Consider the following 214-nt stretch of genomic DNA (forward strand, 5'->3'; position numbering starts at 1 on the left):
CACCGTCTCCACGACCGCGTATACCTACGATGAGGACACCGGGCTGCTGCTCTCCTCCGCGGTCACCGACGCCAGCGGGGCCACCACCGTCCGGCAGACCGAGTACGACGCCCTGAACCGGGCCACCGGCATCTGGGAAGGCGCCCGCGACGACGCGGACGCCAAGAAGAACACCCTCATCACCTACACCTACGACGGCGAGGGACGCCTGGTA

General features: G+C 68.2%; 1 protein-coding gene. It reads left to right on the plus strand.

Annotation, left to right across the window (positions count from 1 at the left end; genetic code table 11):
* On the plus strand, positions 1-214 hold a 214-nt coding region (locus tag IF89_RS40475), incomplete at both ends, for a hypothetical protein (protein ID WP_043195258.1).

This window comes from Streptomyces sp. NRRL F-2664 (assembly GCF_000719345.1).
In the GTDB taxonomy this organism is placed as follows: Bacteria; Actinomycetota; Actinomycetes; order Streptomycetales; family Streptomycetaceae; genus Streptomyces.